General features: G+C 60.2%; 10 protein-coding genes. 8 read left to right on the forward strand and 2 right to left on the reverse strand.

Annotated elements, in window-relative coordinates:
- The first annotated feature begins 186 nt into the window (after positions 1–186).
- Positions 187–9,069 carry a Tc toxin subunit A-related protein gene (locus ACXAC3_RS20355; protein ID WP_475164260.1) on the forward strand — a complete coding sequence of 2,961 codons (8,883 nt, stop codon included), beginning with the start codon at positions 187–189 and terminating at the stop codon, positions 9,067–9,069.
- A gap of 287 nt (positions 9,070–9,356) precedes the next feature.
- Positions 9,357–10,148: an endonuclease/exonuclease/phosphatase family protein gene (locus tag ACXAC3_RS20360; RefSeq protein WP_475164803.1), complete on the forward strand. Its 792-nt coding sequence runs from the start codon at positions 9,357–9,359 to the stop codon at positions 10,146–10,148.
- A gap of 72 nt (positions 10,149–10,220) precedes the next feature.
- Here ACXAC3_RS20360 and ACXAC3_RS20365 read toward each other — a convergent pair whose 3' ends face one another.
- Complete coding sequence (locus ACXAC3_RS20365; RefSeq protein ID WP_475164261.1) at positions 10,221–10,835, reverse strand: TetR/AcrR family transcriptional regulator; 615 nt, start codon at positions 10,833–10,835, stop codon at positions 10,221–10,223.
- Positions 10,836–10,910: 75 nt separating this feature from the next.
- On the opposite strand from ACXAC3_RS20365, the gene ACXAC3_RS20370 reads away from it, so the two are divergent.
- Both ACXAC3_RS20370 and ACXAC3_RS20375 read left to right on the forward strand, forming a co-directional pair.
- Positions 10,911–11,639 carry an antibiotic biosynthesis monooxygenase family protein gene (locus tag ACXAC3_RS20370; protein ID WP_475164263.1) on the forward strand — a complete coding sequence of 243 codons (729 nt, stop codon included), beginning with the start codon at positions 10,911–10,913 and terminating at the stop codon, positions 11,637–11,639.
- Between the two features lie 234 nt (positions 11,640–11,873).
- Positions 11,874–12,857 (forward strand): hypothetical protein, encoded by a 984-nt coding sequence (locus ACXAC3_RS20375; RefSeq protein WP_475164264.1) that lies wholly within the window; start codon positions 11,874–11,876, stop codon positions 12,855–12,857.
- On the opposite strand, the gene ACXAC3_RS20380 is transcribed toward ACXAC3_RS20375, so the two are convergent.
- Positions 12,832–14,385 (reverse strand): winged helix-turn-helix domain-containing tetratricopeptide repeat protein, encoded by a 1,554-nt coding sequence (locus ACXAC3_RS20380; protein WP_475164267.1) that lies wholly within the window; start codon positions 14,383–14,385, stop codon positions 12,832–12,834. The genes ACXAC3_RS20375 and ACXAC3_RS20380 overlap by 26 nt on opposite strands.
- Before the next feature lie 165 nt (positions 14,386–14,550).
- Between ACXAC3_RS20380 and ACXAC3_RS20385 the strand changes: the two genes are divergently transcribed.
- The 4 genes from ACXAC3_RS20385 to glgB all read left to right on the forward strand — a co-directional run bounded on the left by ACXAC3_RS20385 (position 14,551) and on the right by glgB (position 21,182).
- The gene (locus ACXAC3_RS20385; RefSeq protein ID WP_475164268.1) at positions 14,551–15,507 is read left to right on the forward strand and encodes a homocysteine S-methyltransferase family protein; all 957 of its coding nucleotides are present in this window, start codon (positions 14,551–14,553) and stop codon (positions 15,505–15,507) included.
- Positions 15,508–15,639: 132 nt separating this feature from the next.
- On the forward strand, positions 15,640–15,924 hold the full coding sequence (locus ACXAC3_RS20390; protein ID WP_475164269.1) for a YjiS-like domain-containing protein: 285 nt from the start codon (positions 15,640–15,642) through the stop codon (positions 15,922–15,924).
- A 678-nt stretch (positions 15,925–16,602) separates the two neighbouring features.
- Entirely contained in the window at positions 16,603–18,981 is a 2,379-nt protein-coding gene (locus ACXAC3_RS20395; RefSeq protein WP_475164271.1) for a glycogen/starch/alpha-glucan phosphorylase, read from the forward strand.
- On the forward strand, positions 18,978–21,182 hold the full coding sequence (gene glgB, locus ACXAC3_RS20400; RefSeq protein WP_475164273.1) for a 1,4-alpha-glucan branching protein GlgB: 2,205 nt from the start codon (positions 18,978–18,980) through the stop codon (positions 21,180–21,182). Before ACXAC3_RS20395 ends, glgB begins: the two co-directional genes overlap by 4 nt.
- Positions 21,183–21,188 lie beyond the last annotated feature (6 nt).

Here is a 21,188-nt window from a genome sequence, read left to right on the forward strand (position 1 = left end):
GTCGGCACGCGCCCGGCGGATCATCACTCCGGCGACAACAGCGCCGGAACATTGGGGGCAAATCGTGAGTTGCGTGACCCTTACCCAATTCACCGGCCCACGCCACAGCGGCCATTCGCTGCGGTGCTTTTCGTTCAGTGCCCGGATTTCGGCGGCTGAACCTGATTTCCAGACGGAGGACTCCTCATGCCCGATCCCATCCTAGATCTTAAGAACCTTCGTACGCTGGCCGGACTTCGCGACCGCACGCTGCACGAGTTGAAGGATGAAAAAACAGTGATCGCTGCATTGGCGGGGATCCGGCTCAACGGGCTGTTGCAGGCCATGACCGACGCGACACCCGGGAATGAGGACGCCGTTCGCGATGCGCTGAAAAAAATCAAGCCCAAAGACCTGGCAAACAGCACCCCCGAAAAGATTGCGCGCACCGTTCTGGATACCGTGGGCCTTGAAGAGGAAGCACGGGCAAGGGCCGAATCTGTCTTGCTGGACGGTGGCAGGCTGGCCGGTGTGTTCGGCCCTGAAATCACCGATCCCGCGGCTGTGGCGATTGCCGATTTGCCGGAACTAAAGGCCGAGATCGCGCGCGCCAACGTTGCGAAACTGACCGGCATTGCCGGGCTGCGCGACGGCGCGGCCAAGGCGCTTGTGGCGGCCGTGCCGAACAGCGAATTGCTGACCGATCAGCGGGTGGGCACGCTGGTCATCGATCAGGCGCTGACGCAGGCGGAAGGGGAACGGATTGGATTGGTTGCCGGAATGGCCAAGGTTCTGGGCGATGACACCGACGCCGTGGAACGGGTGATCGGAACCGACTATTCCGCCCTGCGCGGGCGGATCAAGAAACTGACGGATGTTCTGCGCGTTGAGGACGAAGAACTTGCCAAATCCGTGGACCCGAAACTGGCCGCCAGCGACCGGGCCGAAGCGGTGGCCCGCGCCCAGTCGATCAAGGTCAGGATCGAAGAGAGATACCCCACCGAAGGTCTGGCGGCGCGGCTAAAGACCCCGCCCACCGACCAGCTTCGGCAAGCATATGGCAGCGTACGCGCGCTGCTCAAGGACGATCCCGCGGCGCTGGACACCACACCTCCCGGCACGGACGAGGCCACCGCCCGGAGGCTGTCGGAGGTCCGCGCGACGGTCAACGCGTATCCCGGTCTTGGCATGCGCGAGATCGTGGCACAGGGCGCGGCGGTTCAGTCCACGGTAACCAAACTGAATCAAAGGGTTGCCGTATTCGAGGACTTTGCCAAAACCAACGACTCGATTGACCTGCGCAGCATGGATTTCACGCCCGGTTCGAAAGACATGAAGACGCTGGAATTCGGCACCATGTCAGCCGCCGATCAGGATGCTGTTGTCGGCGTTCTGAAAGCACGCGCGCGGACCCTGAGTGTCGGCGGGTCGGTCCGCACCAGTGCCGCGCTGATGAAAAGTGGCCTGCATTCCGGGCTGAACATTGCGGACATGCACACCGACGAGCTTGTTGCCAAGGCCGGCGTTACCGATGCCGAGGCGAGCATCATCATCTCGTCAGCCCGCGACATGCGGCTGGGCGTCAGCAACATTGTCGGAGCCCTGGCCGACGAGTTGCGGTGGGAACGGCCGGACTGGACCTGGATCGGACCGCTTCTGGAAGATGTCACCGACGGCCTGAAGGACCTGCCGGGATATGCCGACCTGTTTGGCGATCAAAGCTATTGCGATTGCGCGCATTGTGACTCGATCCTTAGCCCCGCAGCTTATTTCGTGGATCTGATGACCTTTGTAGATGAGAAGGTCACTCAAAAGGAATTCACCGGCGCCAAGACGGATCACGCCCTGAAGCTGCAGAACCGGCGGCCCGACCTTTGGACGGTTCCGCTGACCTGCGACGCCACACATGATCTCGTTCCGACGCTGGAAATCATCAACGAGATACTTGAGGCCGCAATCGCCACACGTGCGGATGCCACCATTGGCGGTACCGACGTTCCGGCCATACTGGACAAGGTCTATGGCGATCTTCTGCCCACAGCGATCCGATCCTTCGTGACGCCGTTCGACCGCCGTGTCGCTTCGGCCGACCTCAATCTCAGGGATTTCGATACGGACCGCGCGGAAATCGTGTTGCTGACGGACCCGGATGCCGGTCCGGCGGCCAGAAACAGCGCCGCCCTCGGCCTGTCGGTTGCGTCCTACGAGATGATCACGACGCGCCGCAGCCAATGGGCCTATCTGCGCGCGCTCTACCGCAACAGCTTCCCCAGATCGGGCAACACCGCCGATCCCTTCGACGTACAGGAGCTGCTGCCCGTCATGGAGGTCGACCGGGAAACGCTGGGTGCGATGATCGAGACGGACTTTGTGCAGGGCAGCGACAATATTCGCATCGTGGCGCAGAAACGGTCGATAGACAGTGTTCAGAACGACATAGAACGCGTGACCGGCATGACCCGGGATGCGCTGGACCGGATGCATCGGTTCTGGCGGCTGGCGCGCGCGGTTGGCTGGCATCCGCGCACGCTGGGGGTCGTTCTGGAACGGCTTGGCGGAACACTGAACGATGCAACGCTGTCACGCATCGTGGCAATCGCGCGCCTGGGTCAAAGCCTCGGCCTGGATACCGATGAGGTCCTGTCCTTGTCGGGCCCAATTCCAACCGATCCGGTCGGACCGGACCCCGACGAGCCGGGATTGATGGACCGGCTGTTCAACGGCGCGGCCGCCGGCGTTGGCGCGGCCCCCTTCCCGGCCCCGGCGCTGCGCTTCGTGCATCCGGCGCTGCGCGACGATGCCGCTCTGCCGGAAACCGGCCCGAATGCGGGCGTCTTTGTCTCACAGCGTCTGCGGGTCGCCTTTGGCATTTCGGATGAGGACCTTCTGGAACTGATCCTGATGCTTGCAACAGATCTTGGTATCGACCCCGAGGCCGCAGCCGAAGAGGACCGCGGGTTTCTGCTGTCCGGCGATGCGCTGAGCCTGCTCTATCGTCACGCGTTGCTGGCGGATGCACTGCGGCTGAGTTTCGGCGAGCTTTGGCTTGCCATTCGCATCGCCACAGGCGGCAGCGCCGTGACCAACGCTGCGGAATTGTTGCAGCTTGTGATCCTTCACGAACGGTTCGGCCAGCTTTCCGTCGATCTCGAAGTGGCGGCGGCCCTGATGGGGTTGCTGGATGATCCCGTCGAAGACGGGTTGTTCGCCGATGCGGACGTCCTTGCGCTTGATGTAACCGACCAGATCGCCACCGAAGAGCGCACGATCTTCGCCCCGACGGTCTTTGCCTTCCTCGACGGCGTAAGCGAAGACCAGTCACGCGCCATCGTCGCGGCAAACCCGGCGTTGTTCGACGCGGCACCGCGCGACATGCTGCGGCTGGCCGCCGATGTGGGATTGGCACCTGCCATCGCCGCCCCCGCGGGCGGTTTCCCCAGCGGCATTGCCGAGGCGGACCTTCAGGGTGTGCTTGACCCCTACAATCTGCGCCTTGTCATCCCCGAAGTCACAGCCGCCGCACTGGACATGACCACCGAAAAGCTGAACGCAATCGCGACGCTGACCGGTGCGGACATCGTCGCGCAAGCCGTGATTGACGGCATCATTGTGTCGGACCACATTCCGCTTAGGGATGCGGTGGCCCCGATGGTCCGGGCGCTGGCCGCGTTCCAGCACGAGGTTCTGACCGCAGATCGTGTGGTCTTTGTCGATGCCAACCGCGGACTGTTTGATCTGGCTGATCCGGTCGCGCCTTATTCGCGCGACGCCATCCTGTCGCTTGCGGCCTATTTGGACGCGCTGCTGGACGATGACGATCTGCCGGATCATGCCGAAACGGTTGAAACGGTTCTGCTCGCCCATACGCCAGTCGGCGGGTTCGCGGCCGCAGATACAGATCAATTCGCACGCGCAGCCGGGGGCGATGTCGCCACGATCCGCGTGTTCGAGGCCGGGGCCGACCTGCCGGCAAACGCCCTTGGTGCGCTGGACCGGTTGCGCCGGATCGTCTCATTCGCTGACGACCGCGGCCTGGCCGCCGACGCCATTGCGCTGCTGTCTTCGCCCGATCCCGTAGCACTGGGTGAAGCCGCCGAAAGCCTGAAGGCCGCCCTGCAACTGCGGCTGGTCGACGCCGAAAGCTTTAGCAAAGCGATGGAGGTGCACGAAGACGCCCTGCGCGGGCGGCGGCGGGACGCGTTGACCGACTATATCATCCGCGACAGCAATGGTCGGTTCGAGGACCGCGGCGACCTTTACAACTACTACCTGATCGACCCCGATATGGAGGGCTGCGCCCGCACCTCGCGCGTGGTTTCGGCGATCGGATCGCTGCAAAGCTATGTGCATCGGGTGGTACTGAACCTTGAACAGGACAGGCGCGACCCGGATGCGGGCAACCATGTCCATGTCAGCCCAACCCGCATTCCCGCCGATGAATGGGAATGGCGCAAGAATTACCGGGTCTGGGAAGCAAATCGGAAGGTCTTTTTGTGGCCCGAGAATTACATGCTGCCGGAATTGCGCGACAACAAGACGCCGCAGTTCGAGGAACTGGAAAAAACACTTCTGCAGCAGGACATTACCGAACAAACGGTGCTGGATGCCTATGCCACCTATCTGCGTGGCTTCGAAGAGGTTGCCGGCCTGCGGATCGCCGGGGCTTATCACGAACATGTCTGGAGCGACGGGCGCGATGTGCTGCACATGTTCGGGTGCACGTCTGATGACCCGCCAACTTACTACTACTGGACCGTCGAGAACCTGACCTTTTCGAAGCTCAGGGATGACCGGCGCGTTTCCTATTCGGCCCGGCAAAAGCTGGGGATCGCCATCCCTGTGCGCGACGTGTCGCCCATCATCTACAACAACCGGCTGCACGTCTTCTGGCTGGAGGTCAGCACCAACCCCTGGACCCGCGTCCGCGACGGCGAAAACGAGTTCCGGGGCTATAAACACACGCTGCGCCCGCGCTTCTCCTTCCTTAAACTGGATGGCACCTGGAGCACGCCACAAACCATCGAACTGAAGGGCCGCTACTTCACGATGCATGATCAGGGCGTCCTTTTCGAAGGCGTGTACGAACGCGGGACATCCTGGGACGTACCGGCCTGGTCGGATGATTTCTCGACCAGCCATACCGAGGCCCAGGACGGTCACACGCTGGTGACGCCGGCCTGGAACAAGGTGTATCCGGGCCTTCGGGACGGTGACCTGTACCTCAGCGTGGGCGGGCATCATGTTCCCTACCGCATCGATATGTTCGAACGCATCGGCTATCCGCCGACCGCGGCCGAGCGCAGCGGGCTGGACATCTACTGGAACCAGGATCCGACGATCATGCACATCGCCGGGTCTCGCAACGCGCGGCGTATCTATGAACAATCGGTTGAGGGGAGCGCTTTCTGGTTGCCCGGTTCGACGGCCGCAAGACAGGATTTCACCACTGCGCGGTGGAATTTCGAAAGCAACATCTATGGCCTGTCCTACAGCCAGGGCAGCGTGGATGTGGCAGATGATTCCTGGAACCTCGATTCCAGTGACCTTGGTGCCTCGGTGGCCCGGGTCAACGATGAGGAACCGCATGTGGTGGTTCCCGTGTCAGACTGGGGCTTTCCCGCCGCGTTGGTTCAGAAGGATTCGGATGTCAGCTTCTTTCACTGGTCCTTTGACTGGTCCGGGCGCCCGTACGAGGCGCGGCGGCTGGGAACGACCGTGCTGGGTGACCTGAGCCGGACGCTGTTCTATGGCGGGGTCGATGGTCTTCTGGACAAGAAAGCACAGGCGGATTACGCCGAGAAATCCCACCTGATCACCAGCGCAAACAACCGCACCCGCGTGGTCGGGCCGACCACACGTCTGGATTTCACCGGGCCTCTTGGGGTCTATTTCCGCGAGCTCTTCTTTCACATCCCCGCCCTTCTGGCCGCACATCAGAACAGCCGGGGGGATTTTGCCGCCGCACAGGGATGGTATCAGACGATCTTTGATCCCACCGCCAAGTTCGACAGCGGCGTGGACCTTGGCAGCCTGTCGGATTCTGCCCGGTTGCAGGCCGAGCGGGATCGCGTCTGGCAGTACTACGAGTTTCAGGGCGTCGCACCGCCAAGCCTGCGCGCCATTCTCACGGACGAGGACGCACAGGAGGCGTATCGCAAGGATCCGTTCAATCCCTATGCAATCGGACGGCTCAGGTTGTCGGCGTTCCAGAAAAATATCGTCATGCGCTACTGCGACAACATTCTGGACTGGGCGGACGGCCTGTTCCGGCAATTCACGCGCGAAACGGTGGACGAGGCCCATATCCTTTACGATCTGGTCCGCCAGATTCTGGGGCCGCGCCCCGCGGATGCAGGGGATTGTGGCGAGGGCATCGTGCGCCCCCGCACCTACGAACGCATCAAACCGCATATGGAAAAGGGTCAGGACTTCCTGATCGAAGTCGAAAACTGGATCATCCCGAACCGGCCCTACTGGGTCGGCTCCAATGATCTTGTCATCGCGAACCGCACTTATGTGAACTACGAAAGATCCGATTCACTGGGGGCCGAACTGCGCGGCAAGGTCGAATCCGCCGCCAATCTGGATATGCGCTTTGACCAATCGCGGCCCCCGCTGGCGGCAGACAAGGTCGAAATGGCCAGCCTGGGCGCGACCGAGCTGATGCTGGGCGACGACAAGACGGTCGCCAACCTGCCGGATTCCGCAACCGCCAAGCCCGCGCCCAAGGCCGTGTCGGCCCATGTCGCCGAGGCGCAGCGGTTCGAATTTGCGGTTGCCACCGATGGCCGGCCCGGACAGCAGCTTGACTGGAAGCGGACCGGGCGCGTCGATGCCGAACGCGCCAACCTTCGCTATATCGGGGGCGGCGGGCGCAACGGCCGCGTCTGGGGGCGCATACGGCCCGACCGGTTTACCTGGCACGTCGTGCGCCAGGTCGGTCCCGTCTTTTGCATCCCGCGCAACAAGGACCTGCTGGAGCTTTGGAACCGGGTCGAAGACCGGCTCTACAAGATCCATAATTGCCGCAATATCGAGGGCGAGCGCGTCGATCTGGCCCTGTTCGCGCCCGAGATCGACCCCATGGCGCTGGTTCGCGCCCGCGCGGCCGGGCTGAGCCTGAGCGACATTCTGGGCGCATCTGCGGGCAACCTGCCCCCCTACCGCTTTACCTATCTGGTCGCCAAGGCGCGCGACTATGTGGGGCTGGTTCAGGGGTTTGGCTCCAAACTTCAGTCGGCGCTGGAAAAACGCGATGCCGAGGAACTGGCCAAGCTGAGGCTCACCCAGGCGATCAACATGCAGAATCTGGTGACAAAGATCCGTGAAAACGAGGTCAAGAGCGCCAAGGAAAGTCTGGCAGAGCTGGAAAAACGCAAAGAGATGTTCGAATACCGCGAAAGCCATTTCCAGCAAAAGATCGACGATGATCTGCTGCCCTGGGATCGGGCTGAACAGGTCCTGACCCACGGTGCCGGCGTCAGCAAAATTCTGGCGGCCATTTTGAACGGAACCTCGGGCATTCTGCACCTGATCCCGCAGCTCGGATCGCCGTTTGCGATGAAATATGGTGGTCAGGAACTGGGCCTTTCGGGCGAGAAATGGGCCAAGGTGTTCAAGGACACCGGCGATCTGCTGATGATCGCCGCCAAATCCGCATCGCTTGAGGCCAAATACGCCAAACTGCGCAAGGAGTGGAAGCACGGGCTCAAGCTTGAAGGCTTTGAACTCAAGCAGATCGAAAAGCGTATCAAGGCCGCGAAAATCCGTGTCGAGATTACCGAAAAGGCGCTTTCCAACCATAAGCAGGCTATAGAAGATCAGGAAGAACTGCTTGAATTCTACGAATCCAAGTTCGCCGGCGAGGCGCTGTATTCCTGGATGGCGTCCACGCTCCAGACCATTTTCCGGCAGGCCTTCAACGCGGCCATGTCGATGGCGCGGCTGGCGGAACAGGCCTATCGCTTTGAGCGACCCAGCGATCAGGCGCAGCTGCTGGAGCTGACATATTGGGAACCCGGACAGGCCGGGCTGCTGTCAGGTGAAAAACTGGCCATCGACCTGATCGAGATGGAAAAACGCTATCTCGAAACCAACTACAGGACGCTGGAAATCACTCAGCCCTTCTCGTTGAACCAGCTGAATCCGGCTGCTTTGATGGCGTTGCGCGAAGACGGCGAATGTGAATTCACCGTACCCGAGCTTGCCTTTGACCTGCTTTATCCCGGCCAGTACCGCCGTCGCATCCGGTCGGCGCGCCTGTCGGTCGCCTGTGTCACGGGGCCGTATGTCAACATTCCGGTGACGCTGACGCTGACCGGGGCAAAAATACGGGTCGAGCCAACGCTTGACGGTGCAGCCGGACTGTCGGATTCAGTGCTGCGACACACGGTGCAGATTGCAACCAGCACCGCGCAGAATGACTCGGGCACGTTCGACTTCAGCTTCTCGGACCCGCGTTACATGCCATTCGAAGGAGCCGGGGCCGTGGACAGCACATGGAAGCTGACCCTGCCCAAGACCTTTGCGCCGTTCGACTATGACACGATAACGGATGTCGTTCTGCACCTGTCCTACACCGCCGAGAACGATGGGGTCCTGCGGGAACGGGTCGAAGCCGAAAACGCCGCCCTCGAAGGGGCGCTGATCGGTGTGCTGGAAAACACTGGCCTGCCACGGGCTTACAGTCTGCGACAGGAGTTTGGCACTGCGTTCCATCAACTGACCACCGGACCTGCGAATGTGGACGCGGTTGTCACCCTGGACGAGCGCGCCTTGCCCTTCCCGCTGCGCGGGCGCGACCTTGCGATAGAACGGGCGCTGCTGCTTCTCAAACCGTCCGAAGGCCGCAATGCGACCGGCACGGAACTGACGGTGAACGGCACGGTGCTGTCGGGCTTTGCCGCAACGCCGGAATTCCCGGGCTATGTCCTGACGGACGCAACCGGCGCTCTGGCCGCGGGGATCACCGGGGATCACACGATCGCCGTGACCGATGCCGGCGACCTCGGCCCCGGTACGGCACCTGCGGCGCTGGCCGAAAACGCGCTGGAAGACATTGTCGTTTATGTGGAACTGACGCTCGACTGATCGGAGGTTTCGCTGAATCAAATGGAACAAGGACCGGTTGGGCTGACGAAGCCCAACCGGACCCAAACTAGGTGTTGGACGTCATTTGTTGCCCGCCCACGCCGCGCCACTGGCGGATGGACAGGGGGACTGCCCCCTTTGACCATCGGTTCCGACAAGCCACCCCGAAATGAACGAAGAACCCGCAAGCCAGACACCTCACCATATCTGAGGCCCATATTGCATCTGGCTTGCAACGCAGCGAAAGTCCGGCTGAACCGAGAGGTAGGGGAAACGCTGTGAACATCATGTGCCTGAACGGTTGGGGCGGTAAGCTCCACGAACAGTTGTTGCCGTATCTGAAGGAAACCGCCCCGGACATTCTCTGCCTTCAGGAGGTCGTGCACAGCCCGGCATCGGACAAGGATTGGCTGACATACAGGGACGGCGATCACGTCCTGGCTCAGCGTGCGAACCTCTTCCGGGACGTTTGTCATGCCTTGCCCGAACATGAGGCTGTGTTTTGCCCGGCGGCGCAGGGCGAATTGTGGGACGAAGTTAAACCGATCCCGTCACAATGGGGACTGGCGACCTTCGTTCATCGCGCGTTTCCGATCATCGGACAGGTGCAGGGGTTCGTGCACAAGGACTATTCTCCGGACGGATATGGCGATCACCCGCGATCCAGAACGGCGCATGGCGTTCGGGTGTATGACCACGCCCGAAACCGGTTCATGAGCGTGACACATATGCACGGTCTGCGCGACCTGAACGGCAAGATGGACACGCCTGAACGTGCCGCGCAGGCACACAGATTGCTCGGCATCTCCAATCAGGTGGCCCAGCCGGGTGATTTTCGGATCATTTGCGGTGATTTCAATGTCGCGCCGGACAGCGAGACCTTAAGGCTCCTGGCTGGGGCCGGGTTCGCTGAGTTGATAACCGGTCGCGATTTTACCGGCACGCGAAGCTCACACTACAAGAAGCCCGGCAAGTTTGCCGACTACATGCTCATTGATCAGGAAGAAGCTGTCCTCGGATTCGATGTGATCAGCGATCCCGAGGTTTCGGACCACTGCCCGCTTGTTCTGGAGATTTAGCCTGGATCGGGGCTTGGGCGTCACAGACCGCCACACTGTCGGCCGCTGATGGTGCGCGGGCTTCATCCATGGTCAGTTCAGCAAAGCGAGCGCCTGTGCCGCTATCGCATCCTTCTCGGCGTCGCTCGGGGACAGGATACCGCGAATGGACAGGCCGCTGTCTATCGTCACCAGCAATTGCGCAAGCGCCTGCACGTCCCGGTCGGCCGGTAACTCTCCGTTTTCCTGCGCGGCGATCAGGTTTTTCAGGAACAATTCGCCGGCCTGATCCATGACCTTGCGCGCCGCATCAAAGGCCGCCGGGCTGACGACATTCTGTTCGGTCAGCGTGTTGATCATGAAACAGCCGTGGTAATCATCTCCGTAGCTCAACGCCTTGAAATAATTACGGATATTGTCCAAACCCGGCGGTTCGGCATCCAGCGTCGCCCGGTACGCCACAAGCGTTTGTTCCAGATACAGATCGAGCGCTTCGCGAAACAGGCCGTCCTTGCCGCCAAATTCTCCGTAAAGGCCAAAGCGGTTGACCCCCGTGACCTCGACCAGTTCGGCGAGATGTGTGCCCTCGAATCCTTTCGCCCAGAACAACGCCATCGCGTTTTCCAGAACCTTTTCGCGGTCGTAACTCTTATGCCTGCCCATGATCTGAATATGGGCCATCGGCTGTCGGCGTGCAAGTTTTACCACGCATCGTTCAGAAAAATCTTGACGACATCTGCGTCACCGTGATTTATCACCTATCGTTCAGAAAAGGAGATTCCCATGTTCAAAACCCTTGCAATGACCGCCGCACTGGCCGTGGCGGGCCTGAGCGCCCAGGCGCAAGACAGCACAATTCTGGAGATCGCGTGGTTCAAACTGCACCCCGGAACCGATGAGACCCGCATGCTTGACGGGGCGCAGCATGTGCAGGATCACTTCCTGCCAAGGTTCGACGGGCGGCTCTATCGCGAGCTTATGGTGGATGATCAGGGCAGTTACTGGATCGACTCGATCCGTTGGCGCTCGGTTGGCGACTTTGCCAAGGCGGCCGCCGAAATCCTGACCGATCCGGACGGTGCACCGATCATGGACCTGATCGACCCATCCACAATGGCATGGTTCCACGCCGACCGGGTGCGCCACTGGAAGACGACGGACATCCCTCAGGGCAACGGGTTCACGGAAATCCACGTCTTTCGGCTGGTTGCACCGGGATCAGAGCTTGAATACCTGACGCCAACCACGGACGAAGCGTTCCTGACCGCCGCCGACTCTGTCCAGGATGTCATCGCGGCCCAACCCGGCTTTGCCGACCGCGAGCTTTTCCAGACAGCGGATGGCTGGTGGATCGACATGACCCACTGGCAGTCGCGCGCCGATGCCGAGGCGGCCGAGGGGGCCCTGATGGCCGACATGGCTGACCCGCAATCGCTGGCAATGCAATTCATTGCCCAGATCGATCCGAAAAGCCTGAAAACCTTCAAAATGAACCAGAAGCGCGTCTGGTGACACTATGGAAAGCCTGCAATACGCGGGCTTTCCCATCCGGCCGGCGGCCGACGCCGCGCCCTGCCTTGCCGACATTCTCAGCCCCGAACTTTCCGGCCCTTTCAGAGACGCTGCAAAGTTGACCCTGGGGAGGAATTCAACAAACATCGAAATGGCACCCAACCCAAACGCGGCGAGGATGGCCAACTGATACGATTATTCATCATTGCCCTTGCGGTCACCATCCTGAATACGATGCCGATCTGGCTGGCCGAACTGGCGGTCAAAAGCGGGATTTCCGAGGTTGCTGCCGGCCTTTTGGCCAGCGTTGTCCTCCTATCCGCCGCGTTTGGATGTGCGATTGGCGCCGACACCGAAAATGTGACATTGCCAAGAACCGCAGCGCTTGTTGCCTTCGCAGGCATTGCAGGCGCGGCGGCGGTTCATGCAATCGCAGCAGCAGCGCTTTTTATCGGAGCTGGAATCGTCGGCTTGTCGCTGGGTATTGTTTTGGCCTTGCCCTTGTCGCGCAGTTTCAATGCGACAAAACTATTGCGAATGATCAGCAATGGCATGGCCATCGGCTGTGCCGCTTCATTCGTTCTGCTGGCAGGGATTCACGCAATCGAAACGCCGTTGCTGCCCCTGATGGCGCTTCTGGCGGCGGTTCAGGCGGTCCTGTTGCTGCGGCACCTGCCGTTGGCAAAGAAACAAGAGGCCCGGCACTTTGACTGGAAGCAGGATCTGAGCCTGCTGCCATTCTTTATCTGCATGGGTGCCTACTGGGCCTTTCTGGAGATCTATTCGGTTGAGCAAAACCTGGGCAGCCTCAGCGCCTGGCTGGCGGGCAGCCTGCTGTTTTCGGCATTGGGATCGTTTCTTGCCGGAACCCTTCCCGACCGGCTGAACCTGCATGCCCGAATTCTTGGTCTGCTGCTGGCCGCGTTTGCGGGCGGGCTGACCTATTTGTCCAGTAGCGAGCTGTTGATTGGCGTGACGATCCTGATCAACGCCTTTGGCCTGTTCCTGCTTTTCCCGCTTTATCTGGACCGGACGGACGCGCCAGCGGCGGGTATGGCCCGCTATCTTCTGGGGTTCGCGATGGGTGGCGGGATCGGGGGGCTTGCAATCGCTTTCGGCGGTTATCCGGCGTTGGCCGCCGCAGTCGCCATCTCGGGCCTGATTGCCCTGCCCGCTCTGATGCGCCTGCAACCTAAGACGGATATTCCGGGATTCTGAGCCCGGCTTTGCGCCAGCCGCGAACGGCCATCTCACCGTGTTCCGGCGTGATGCCGGTCAATGCAAGCTCGTCATAGGCGACCTCTTCGAAGACAGGAAACATCTCTCGCATGATTGCCGCGGCGGCCTCGGCTTTTTCTGTGTTGCCCAATTCGCCGTGAAGCCATGCCAGATGCGCCTGATACCAGAAAAACTCGGGCATGGGGACCTTCTCAATCTCGACCAGCGCAGCCTCGGTGAAGCCTTGCGATGCATAAAGCCAGCAGCGGGCATAGTGATACCAGCCGGGGTGGACCGGGCTCAGGTCCATCGCACGGTCCAACAATTCCACTGCGCGGTCATATTCGCCCAGAAACAGGTGGCAGGAGCCGATCTCGGCCAGAACATCACAATGACCGGAATTTAGTTCCAGCGCCCGATCCGCAGCGGCGCGAAACCCGGCAACATCCATTTGATAGAACAGCGTCAGCGCCAAAGTCATCCGGGCAAAGGCGTTCAGCCCATCGCAATCCACCGCCCGGCGCGCGGCCTCTGCCGACAGGTCCAGAGCATCAACTTCGGGACGCTGATTGATATGATAGCGATACTCTTCCAACAACAGCATGGCATAGGCAGCCCACCCGTCGGACGACTGGGCATCAATGGCCAGCGCGTCCTTCAGCCGGTCCCGGATTTCTGCGTGAAGGGAATGGTTGTAGGACCTGTAATATTCATAAAACTGCGCAACGAGTATGTATGTGTCCCAGGAATGGGTGCGCCCGTCGGGAACCGAGCGCGCAGCCTGCTTAGCCATCAATCCGTGGCGGCTGCCCAGCCTGCCGGCGATAAGGGCTGCGATGTCCTGCTGAATGTCGAACAGGGTCTCGGGCCCGCCACCCCGATCAAACTGTTCTGTCGCGACCAGCCGGCCACCCCGGGCTTCGGTCACCTGCACGGTGACCCGCAACTGGTTCTGTGACCTTCGGATGCTGCCTTCGACGACATGGGTGACTGCATATCGTTCCGACATCTTCGTGTTCGGAACCCTCTCGGCAGCCAGTTGCGCGGTTGTGCGATGCGACAGCAGAGTCAACTCGCGAAATCGGGACAGGTTCGTGATCGTGTCTTCGGTCAGACCTTCGGCCAGAAACGCGTCATCGGGGTTGGAGCCAAGACTTCGGAATGGCAGAACGGCAAGAACAATTCCGTCCGACGGCGGCGCGGATGTGGCAGTGTCTGTGGCATTGTCGATATCCGCGACAAAGCGAAACCCTTTGCCATGTATCGTTCGGATCGTGTGCTGATCCCGCCCCGTGTCGCCAACGGCCTGCCGCGCCTCTTTCATTGCCGTCGATAGCGTGGCGTCGGTGATGAACCGCCCCTGCCACACCTGTTCGACCAACTCGTCCTTCAGAACCACCCGGTCGCGGTTTGCGATGAGGAATTCCAGAATTTCCAGGGTCTGGGGTGTCAGGCTTTTGCGATCCGCGCCGCACGATATCTGAAAGAGGTCGGTATCGATCACACAGTCATTGAACGCGTATTTCATGGCCCGGAACCGATCATGCTTGAAACAATTCTCGTTTGAAACAAACCTAACCCTCATGCTTTCTCAGGAAAAGCTCAGATGCGGCTAAAGGTTCGAAACCGCCGCGCTGCTATTCCCGTTTCATTCCAAACGGCCCGCCTGCGGCCCAGAAACAGGAGAATAGCAATGAAATATCGCAATGCCCTGCCCCAGTTGAACGGGACCCAGATGCTGGCCGATGGTGGCCTGGAAACCACCCTTGTCTTTCATGACGGGATCGACCTGCCGCTGTTTGCCGCCTTTAAGGCGCTGGATAGTCAGGACGGCATCGACGCCATCGACCGGTATATGCGCGGGTTTGCCGAACTGGCGGTTCAAAACCGCCGCGGGTTTGTCATGGACACCCCGACCTGGCGCGCCAGCCCCCGGTGGGCGGCCGAGCTGGGCGTGGACCGCGATCAGCTGAAGGAAGTGCACCGCGAGGTCATCGCGACGCTGGTCGAGATGCGCAAGAAACACGAGACGCCGGAATCGCCCTTTGTGATCAACGGGGTGATTGGACCGCACAGCGACGGATATGCCCCGACCGAAATTCTGAGCGCGGCAGAGGCCGAAACCTATCACCGGACACAGGTGAACTGGTTTGCCGGGCTGGGCGCGGACATGGTCTCGGCCATCACAATGACCTATGTCGATGAGGCCATCGGTATCGTGCGCGCCGCGCAGGAAGTCGACATTCCGGTGGTGATTTCATTCACTGTCGAGACCGACGGTCGCCTGCCTTCGGGTCAGGGCCTGCGCTCCGCCATTGAACAGGTCGATGCTGCCACAAACGGCGGTGCGGCATATTTCATGATCAATTGCGCGCATCCAGACCACTTTCGGCCCGTGCTGGAACAGGGTGGCGACTGGACCGCGCGGATCATGGGAGTGCGGGCAAACGCGTCACGCCTGTCTCATGCCGAGTTGGATGCGGCCGAGGAACTGGATGACGGAAACCCGCAGGAATTCGGCGAGCTTCATCAGGAACTCGGGCGGCTTCTGCCCAATCTGACCGTAATCGGCGGGTGCTGCGGCACCGACCACCGCCATGTCGAACACGTCTGCAAGGCGGCCCGGCAACCCGCCGCAGAAACCGTCTGACCGCCAGGTCGGACATGCAAGTCCGGGCCTCCTACCCCGCAAATCATCGCGGCACACCAAAGGTTCGGTGGGACCTGGTGAGCGGGGGCCCGGGCAATTTCGGCGCAATCGCGCCAATTTAAGGAGAGAAAAATGTCCATTGATCGAAATTCCTTTTTCAGGGCCCATGGCGTCCCGATTCCACGTGATTGCAGCTGCATGTCGCTGGAACCGCAGCACGGGTTCAACGGCCCGGTTCGAAAACTGTTCAGCCTGTGTGCGCAGTTGTTCAGAGCCCTCATTCGCAAGTACCGGCTGCGGCGGGATATCCAGCACGTCAACAAGTTGGACAAAAGACTGCTGAAGGATATCGGCCTTGAGCCGGACCGTTTCGTCGACGCCTTGCGCTATGGGCGCGACTTCAATTGGAAGGGCTGAGACGACAACACTGTCTTGCCGCTGCAAAGCAGTGGCAAGAAGCCTGAAGGGCGTGCTTTGTATTTCCAGAGCACGCCCAATCTCTTCAGCCGCGACAATTCCCCGGCCGGCACTTCACCCTTGCTAAGAGCCAAAAAGTTGCAAGCCGATTAGATCGCGGACCCAAGGAATTCGGCTCAATACCTGTCAGTGAGCGCCAAAATTGCCCAAAAATTGTTCAAAAACTCTCGGGTCAGCAGGGCTGACGCAGCGTCGCTCTCCACCGCCAAGGAAATTACTCAGGTTCAGGTCTTTGATTTCGCTCGGTTCCTTCGGATCAACGGAAATCCCGGCCCTTTGGGTCTTTGACAGACCGTTGTCTGATATGATCAGTTACTCGGGCAGCACGCCCGCAATGACGACACAGGAATTCTGAAATCGAAAATTTAAACCGCTTTGACTGGCTACACGCGCCCTCTGACCATTCGGGAAATGGGATCGTTGTTACGGCGTGGTGCAGACGCATTCGTCCGCAGGGTCGAGCCTGGAAAAAGCGGAACGTTACCTGCAGTGGCGGCAGAACACACAGCACCCGGGGACGATGATGAATAGATTCTGACTACGTGAAATCCCTGTCCGACCGCGAAGGTACAGCCTTCACAACCAATCGCCCCCGAACTCTTTCTAAAAAAGTCGACAATGAAATCAGAAATCCTCAAACACCTCACCTACTCGCTTGGCAAGGACGCCGAGCACGCTTCGACCTATGACTGGCGGATGGCCCTTTCGCTGACTTTGCGGGACCGTATCGTCAACTCGTGGTTCGAAAGCACGCGCGCGACATACCAGTCCGGGGCGAAACGCGTCTATTACCTGTCGATGGAATTCCTGATCGGCCGCATGATCGAGGATATGGCCGCCAATCTGGCGCTGACAGATGACATCCGGGCTGCTCTGGACGAGCTGGGTCAGGACGCAGATGTCATTTTCCACGATGAACCGGATGCCGCGTTGGGCAACGGCGGGTTGGGCCGGCTGGCGGCCTGTTTCATGGATTCGCTCGCAACGCTGGGCATTCCCGCGATCGGCTACGGAATCCGGTATGAGCACGGGCTGTTTGAACAGAGCTTTTTAGAAGGACGGCAGATCGAAGGTGCGGAATCCTGGCTGAGACAGCGGTTCGCGTGGGAGTTTGAACGCCCCGAAGTCCGCTACCGGATCGCGTTCGGCGGGTATGTCGATCACAATGGCGGCAAGGCCGAATGGCACCCGTCTGATACCGTTGTCGCGCAGGCGTTTGATGTTCCGGTCGTTGGCTGGCAGGGCAAATGGGGCAACACCCTTCGTCTGTGGTCGGCACAGCCGGAAAACGACTTCGATCTGGAAAGCTTCAACAAGGGCGATTACCTGGCGGCCAGCCGGTCCGAAGCGTTGGCGCGGACAATCTCGCGGGTTCTCTATCCCGACGACACGACCGAAGCAGGTAAGGAACTGCGGCTGAAGCAGGAATATTTCTTTACCGCCGCCTCGATCAACGATCTGGTTCGCCGGTTCCTGACCGACCACGATGATATCCGTGAATTGCCAAATGCCGTCGCCATCCAGCTGAACGACACCCATCCCGCCATCGCTGGGCCGGAACTGGTGCGGATTCTGGCCGACGACCACGGCCTGCCGCTGGATGCGGCGATCTCGCTTGCACGAAACTGTCTGGGTTACACCAACCACACGCTGTTGCCCGAAGCGCTGGAAAGATGGCACGAGGGGCTTCTGGGTCGCGTCCTGCCCCGACATCTGGAGATCATCCGGGTCATCGACGACATGCAACAGCAGGAATTCCCCGGCAGCCCGCGCATCCTGCACCACGGCGAGGTCAGAATGGGAGAGCTGGCGTTCATCATGGCCCATAAGGTCAACGGTGTCTCGGCGCTGCACACCGATCTGGTGAAAGAAACGGTCTTTGCCGATCTTCACCGCATTCACCCCTCGCGGATCGTCAACCAGACCAACGGCATCACGCCGCGGCGATGGCTGCATACGTCCAACCCGGCCCTGTCGGACCTGATCACACGGGAAATCGGCGACGGCTGGGTTGCGGATCTTGAACAGTTGAAACAACTGAAGGATCGCGCCGGAGATCAGGCGTTTCTGACGGATTTCCGCGCAGCCAAACGGCACAACAAGGAACAGCTTGCAGGCTGGATTTCTGAGAAATGCGGGGTTTCCGTCGACCCGGACGCCATGTTCGATGTGCAAATCAAACGTATTCACGAATACAAGCGCCAGTTCATGAACATTCTGGAAACCATCGCGCTTTGGAATGAGATGCGGGATGAGCCGAACAGGGACTGGACCCCACGCGTGAAAATCTTTGGTGGCAAGGCCGCGCCGGGCTATCACGTGGCCAAGCGGATCGTGCACCTGATCAATGACGTGGCCAAGGTCATCAATTCCGACCCTGCCACCGCTGACCTGCTCAAGGTGGTGTTTCCGCCGAACTACAACGTGACCATGGCGGAACAGCTGATCCCGGCTGCCGATCTGTCCGAACAAATCTCAACCGCAGGCAAAGAAGCGTCCGGCACCGGAAACATGAAATTCGCCCTGAACGGCGCTTTGACGATCGGCACTCTGGACGGGGCTAATGTCGAAATTCGCGAACATGTCGGGGCGGACAACTTCTTTCTGTTCGGCCTGACCGCATCGGAAGTCATGGAGCGGCGCACCCAGCATGAATACGCGCGCCGGGCGATTGCCTCCAGCCCGCGGCTGCAGCGGGTGCTGGGCCAGATTTTTGACGGCAGGTTCTCTCCGGAAGAGCCGGGGCGCTATCATTCGCTGATCGGAACGCTGTACGACCATGACTATTTTCTGGTGACATGCGACTTTGACAGTTACTTTGAAGAACAGCGCCGGGCCGATGCGGCCTATCGCGACACCGACCGCTGGACTGCGATGGCCTTGCAAAACACGGCCAGCATGGGATGGTTTTCGTCCGACCGGACGATCAAAGGGTATGCGCGCGACATCTGGCATGCCGAAAGCGCCGAAACCTTGGCTTTGGGGAAAACAGCATGAACACCGAACTGATCCCTCGTGACACGGTACTGGCTATTGCCGGCGGCGCGCACGGGGATCCGTTCTCGGTTCTTGGAATGCACAGCGTCGATGGGCGTTTGTCGATCCGGTGTTTTCATCCTGAGGCGGACACTGTCGAGGTGCTGGATCAAAAGACCGGGCGCAAACTGTGCGCCCTGTCGCGGGTTGAACCCGAAGACGGCGGCGTGTTTGCCGGAACTGTTCCGCGCCGGAAAAAAAGGTTTTCTTACCTTCTGCGCCTGACCCGTGGCGACGATACCTGGACCGTGCAGGACCCGTACGCGTTCGGGCCATATCTGGGCGAGATTGACGAATACCTTCTGGGCGAAGGCACGCATGGGCAGCTTTGGCGCGCCCTGGGTGCGCATGTCGTTGACCACGGCGGTTCCGACGGCGTTCATTTTGCCGTCTGGGCACCAAACGCGCGGCGGGTGTCGGTGGTGGGCGATTTCAATGGCTGGGACGGGCGGCGGCACGTGATGCGCCGACGGGGCCAGACAGGGGTACATGAGATATTCCTGCCCGATCTCGGCGAAGGTACAGTCTATAAATACGAGATCGTGGGCGACAACGGCCAGCTTCTTCCGCAAAAGGCCGACCCGGTCGGGTTCGGTGCCGAGATGCCGCCCAAGACGGCCTCGGTGGTGCGCGATCTGAAAGGCTATCAATGGGGTGACGACGCATGGATGTCGGCCCGCAAGGGACGGCATGGCGTCGATCAGCCAATGTCCGTTTACGAAGTGCACCTGGAGAGCTGGCGGCGTGTACCGGAAGAAGGTGGGCGAGCCCTCTCTTACCGCGAACTTGCGGATGTTTTGGTTGGGTACGTCCGTGACATGGGATTCACCCATATCGAACTGACGCCGATCTCGGAATACCCGTTTGGCGGCTCATGGGGATATCAACCCATCGGTCTATTCGCGCCGACCGCCCGTTTTGGCCCGCCCGAGGATTTTCGCGCATTTGTGGACGCGTGCCATCAGGCTGATCTGGGCCTCATCATTGATTGGGTTCCGGGCCATTTCCCGACGGACCAGCACGGGTTGGGGCGGTTCGATGGCACCGCGCTTTATGAACATTTCGATCCCAAGGAAGGTTTTCACCCGGACTGGAACACGCTGGTTTACAACTACGGCCGATCCGAGGTAGCCAACTACCTGACTGCCAATGCTAAATTCTGGATGGAAGAGTACCACATCGACGGGCTGCGGGTGGATGCTGTCGCCTCGATGCTTTACCGTGACTATTCGCGCAAAGAGGGCGAGTGGGTGCCCAATGTCCATGGCGGCCGGGAAAACCTTGAGGCGATAAGCTTCCTGCAGCGCATGAACGAGGCGGTCTATGCCGCCTATCCCGACGCCATGACCATTGCCGAGGAATTGACCGCGTTTCCCGGCGTTTGCGGCATGACCTCTGACGGCGGTCTGGGGTTCGGGTTCAAGTGGAACATGGGCTGGATGAACGACACCCTGCGTTACATGGCCGAAGACCCGGTGCACCGGAAATACCATCACGACAAAATGACCTTTGGTCTGCATTATGCGTTCTCCGAAAACTTCGTTCTGCCGCTCAGCCACGACGAAGTTGTGCATGGCAAGGGGTCGTTACTGGACAGAATGCCCGGCGACGACTGGCAGCGCTTTGCCAATCTGCGGGCTTATTTTGGGTTCATGTGGGGACATCCCGGCAAAAAGCTTTTGTTCATGGGGGGTGAGTTTGCGCAGGCCTCGGAATGGAACCACGAACAAAGTCTCGACTGGCATCTTCTGGAACACGGCCCTCACGAGGGCGTGCAACGGCTGGTGCGGGATCTGAACGCGCTCTACCGTGCGACGCCGGCGCTATACGAGAAAGATTGTCAGGCCGACGGGTTCCAATGGATTGACGGCGGCAACGCCGATGAATCGGTGTTTTCGTGGGTGCGTTATGGCATTGACGAAAGCAAACCGATCCTTGCCGTGGCGAACTTCACGCCTGTACCCAGAACCGGCTATCGGATCGGAGTACCCGCGCCAGGGTTCTGGGCCGAGCGGCTGAACACGGATTCCATGTTTTATGGCGGCAGCAATCAGGGCAACGGGGACGGCGTGACATCCGCGCCCGTTCCGGCGCATGGCTGCGATCACTCGATCGCCTTGACCGTGCCGCCGCTGGCCACCGTATTCTTTGAGTTACGATAAGAATAA

Source organism: Ruegeria sp. ABV4_181, from assembly GCF_056158465.1.